At 40.2% G+C, this 3,434-nt stretch carries 1 protein-coding gene; it reads right to left on the bottom strand.

Features of this window, described 5'->3' with window-relative positions:
* The coding region (locus MRT15_RS12400; RefSeq protein ID WP_304330605.1) for a CARDB domain-containing protein at nt 1–3,180 on the bottom strand (3,180 nt) is incomplete at its 3' end.
* Between the last annotated feature and the right edge of the window lie 254 nt (nt 3,181–3,434).

The following is a 3,434-nucleotide window of genomic DNA, read 5'->3' as shown; positions in this document are numbered from 1 at the left end:
AACTAATACACGTATTGAACCACCATCTTTCGGTAGTGGGAGATTACCATAATTATGAATATTAACAATTAACTTTCCCACAGGCGGAAGTGTTACAGTAATTGTGCCTGAAATGTCTATACTCTTTGGCTCACCTTCTGTACAGGTAACTCTCACTGAATAGCTGAATGAGCCAGTTGTGCCTGCTGGAGGAGATGCAGTAACTGTAAACGTCTTAGAAGATCCTGCTGGAATATCACCTAGGTTTGTTGGGCTTACCGTAATCCAATCAGGCCCAGAAATCTTAGCAACAGTTACACCTTTAACAGTACCACCGCTAGCAGAAACCGTGAATATTTGAGTTTTCGAGCTTCCAGCTCCAATAGAATAACTCCAAGTTGTAGGTTGAACACTCATACTAGTTGTAGGCGTAGGGTGCTCAATGTTATAAAGCTCACGGTCTAATAGTATCTGATAAGGTCTATAGTAATCGAGTGATTGCCCTGTTGCTATACCTTTATTATAGAGATAGTCGTTAAGAATCTTTTGTGCTCGATTCAAGGCATCAACAAGATTTTGGTTTCTTAAGCCATAGATACTGGGTACAAAATCGCTTAGATGCGTGGCGATATGCGAAAGATAATTTCGGTCGCCCAAATTTTTCCCTAAGTAAATGTAAAGAGTATTTGGGCCTGTATTATAGTGAAGAACAGCCTGAGCGTAAGACCCATATGTATTGTAGAGCTCTAAAAGATAATCGCACCCGTCTTTTATTGCATGGTCATAACCATCTCGATCATGAGTGTATGGACCGCTCCTCTCATGGTAACCGCTAGCAACTGTTACTTGCATTATTCCATCACCATTGATGGGTTGTGCCCAAGATCCATCGCTTTCCTTGTAAAAGGGATTGTAATTCCAACCATTGATGTGGAAAGCACCTTCACCCCCTTCTTGACGGATGATAGCAAGAACAAGTTCTGGGGGTAGTGAACCTCTATGGCTGTTTACCATCTTTAGTATTTCTTGCTGCTTCTGTTGATCTGTAATTGAAGTTGAAAAGTTTTGTTTATAAATCACTGTAAATTGTTTTGATGCTGTTGCGCCTGTATTATCCTTTAATGTAACAGTCCATGTCCAGGTTTTTTGTTGGGTACTGCTTTCTTGGTATAGCACCCTTGGTCGTAGAGTCATGGAAGTATCTGAGTGAACTGTTACTTTTGTATTCCAGTTGTTATCGCCCTTATTCCAGGTGACACTGCCACTGTCTGGTCCGCTCCAACTAAACGTTATTTGGATGACATTATAGAAATTGGTACCAGTGGCTATGAGGTTTGCATCATAGGTCGACTCGTTGGTTTCTATTATTGAAGGCTCTAGGGAAGTGAAGGTGAGTGTTGGAGTTCTAGGTTGAATTACCAAAATGGCTTGTTGCTGTTTTGTTATTCCCCCGCCCGTTCCAGTTATCGTTAAGGTGTAGGTATTGGCTGGTGTTGAGCTTGTAGTTGATATTGTTAGAGTTGATGTGAAAGTTGGTGAACCAGAAGAAGGGTTAAAGTTGTAACTCATGGTGTTATGTTGACCTGAAAGGCTCAGCATTACCGTTTGAGTTGCTCCACTCAGTAGTGAAACTGTGATGGAGAATGTTGTTGATTCTCCAGCTTTAATTGTCCTTGTGGGAGGCGTGATGGAGATTTCAAAATTGAATTGCTCTACTTTTTCAAAGTTTGCAGTTATAGAGCCAGGGCCATTTATTTTGGCAGTAGTAGATGGGCTGTCTGGGTTTGTGATGGTAATGCTTCCTGATATGCTCCAATTTTTGAATTTATAGCCTGGAGATGGAGAGGCAGATATTGAAATTGTGCTTTCAGCATCATACCAGTTGCTTCCAGGGGGAACTGTTCCTGAACCTGAAGGATTAACACTTATCGTTATATAGTACTGTGTTTTGTAGTTGAAGGTATAAGATCCAGAGCCAGATACTGTTATTGAATTTGAACTACAAAGATACCTAATGTTGGTTCCATCATTGACTATTGAATCAACTGATATCGTATGAGTTCCAGTTAATCCTGAAAATTTGTAGGATTGGCCACTATAAAGGGTAGTTTTCTGAACCCCATCTAAATATACCTTTGTTGAATAGCCACTCCCCAATCCTGAAATTGAAATAGTGTAATCGTACGTAGTACTTGGTGCTCTAACTTCAACCTTATTTGGCGTTGAGCTACCTATGTTGTTATATTCATTTGATTCGTCAATCTGCTGAAATCCATCAACAAATACTGTAACGTAGTATGAACCAGCAGGAACGCTTGAAGGAATGGGGTTTGTTGTCTGAGAGATAGTTCTGGATTCTCCGGTTGAAAGAGAGCTTACTTGGAAGTTCCCTAAGCTGTAGTCTGTTCCATATTCTGTAGTGGCTAATGAAATTCTTACATAAAAGCTTCCAGATGATGAGCTTCCAGCATTCTTTACAGTGAATTGAACAGAAAGACTTTGGCCATGAAATACAGAAGAAGGTGTAAAGCTAACTTGTCCGATGACTGTTAGGTCAGGCTTTCCCCCTGAAGTCTGGAAATATAGTGTGTTAGAAACAGGACTCCAGCCACCACTGCTATGGGCTTGAAGGTTCCAGCGGTACTTCTTTCCAGGTTGAAGCACTCCTGCTGGTATGGTATGAGAAGTTCCGTATATTTGCTGGGAATTATAAATGATGTTGCTTGATCCATAGGGATACTCGCTTATCGCAAGGGCATAGTAATCTGCTCCAAATGAGGCTTGCCATTGAAGAGTTGGTGTAAACGTATCTATTATAGGTCCAGGTTCAGAGCTTGAGCCTGGTGATAATGCTGTAGGTGCTTCTGGAGGCACTTTTTTAATGTAGTATACCCCTCCTGGATAGCCTTCGGCAGACCAACCTTTTACTCCATCTTTCCACTCGATGTACCACCAAGTATATGTGACGCCTCCCAAGCTAGCGCTTCGAGGCCCATTACGAATTATCCCTCTGGAACCGTAAGGTTCTGTTGTAATAGGGTTGCCAGCTGGACTATCCCTGACTTTTAGACCTGCACTATCACAAACCTCCACAAGATCGCCTATAGCAAAGCTTGAAGCGGAAGCTGAAATTTCAAAAGTTGAATTAGCTATTAACAACACTATTAGGAAAATGTAAATTAAATATGAATTTTTAATCAATTTCTCTCATTTATTATTTAATTTTCATTTTATTTATTTTTTCCCCCTAGTTTAGCACTTTTAACGCTTACAGTTCTGTGTAGGGAGTTAGATAGCTAAAAGATTTTTATAGTTGCCTAATTCGGGAAATATTCATTCCCCTTCGATAGTATTTAAGGCTTCATCTTTAACTTCGTAAACAAATATTAGACACAGGTTTAAGTTGTAGGTTATGGTGAATGATTTATGAAGAAAACCAAACCAGTAATTATTAA

Source organism: Candidatus Culexarchaeum yellowstonense (genome assembly GCF_024707025.1).
Classification (GTDB): Archaea; Thermoproteota; Methanomethylicia; order Culexarchaeales; family Culexarchaeaceae; genus Culexarchaeum.
Note: the sequence above shows the minus strand (reverse complement) of the source record. Positions and strands in the feature narration are given on the sequence as shown.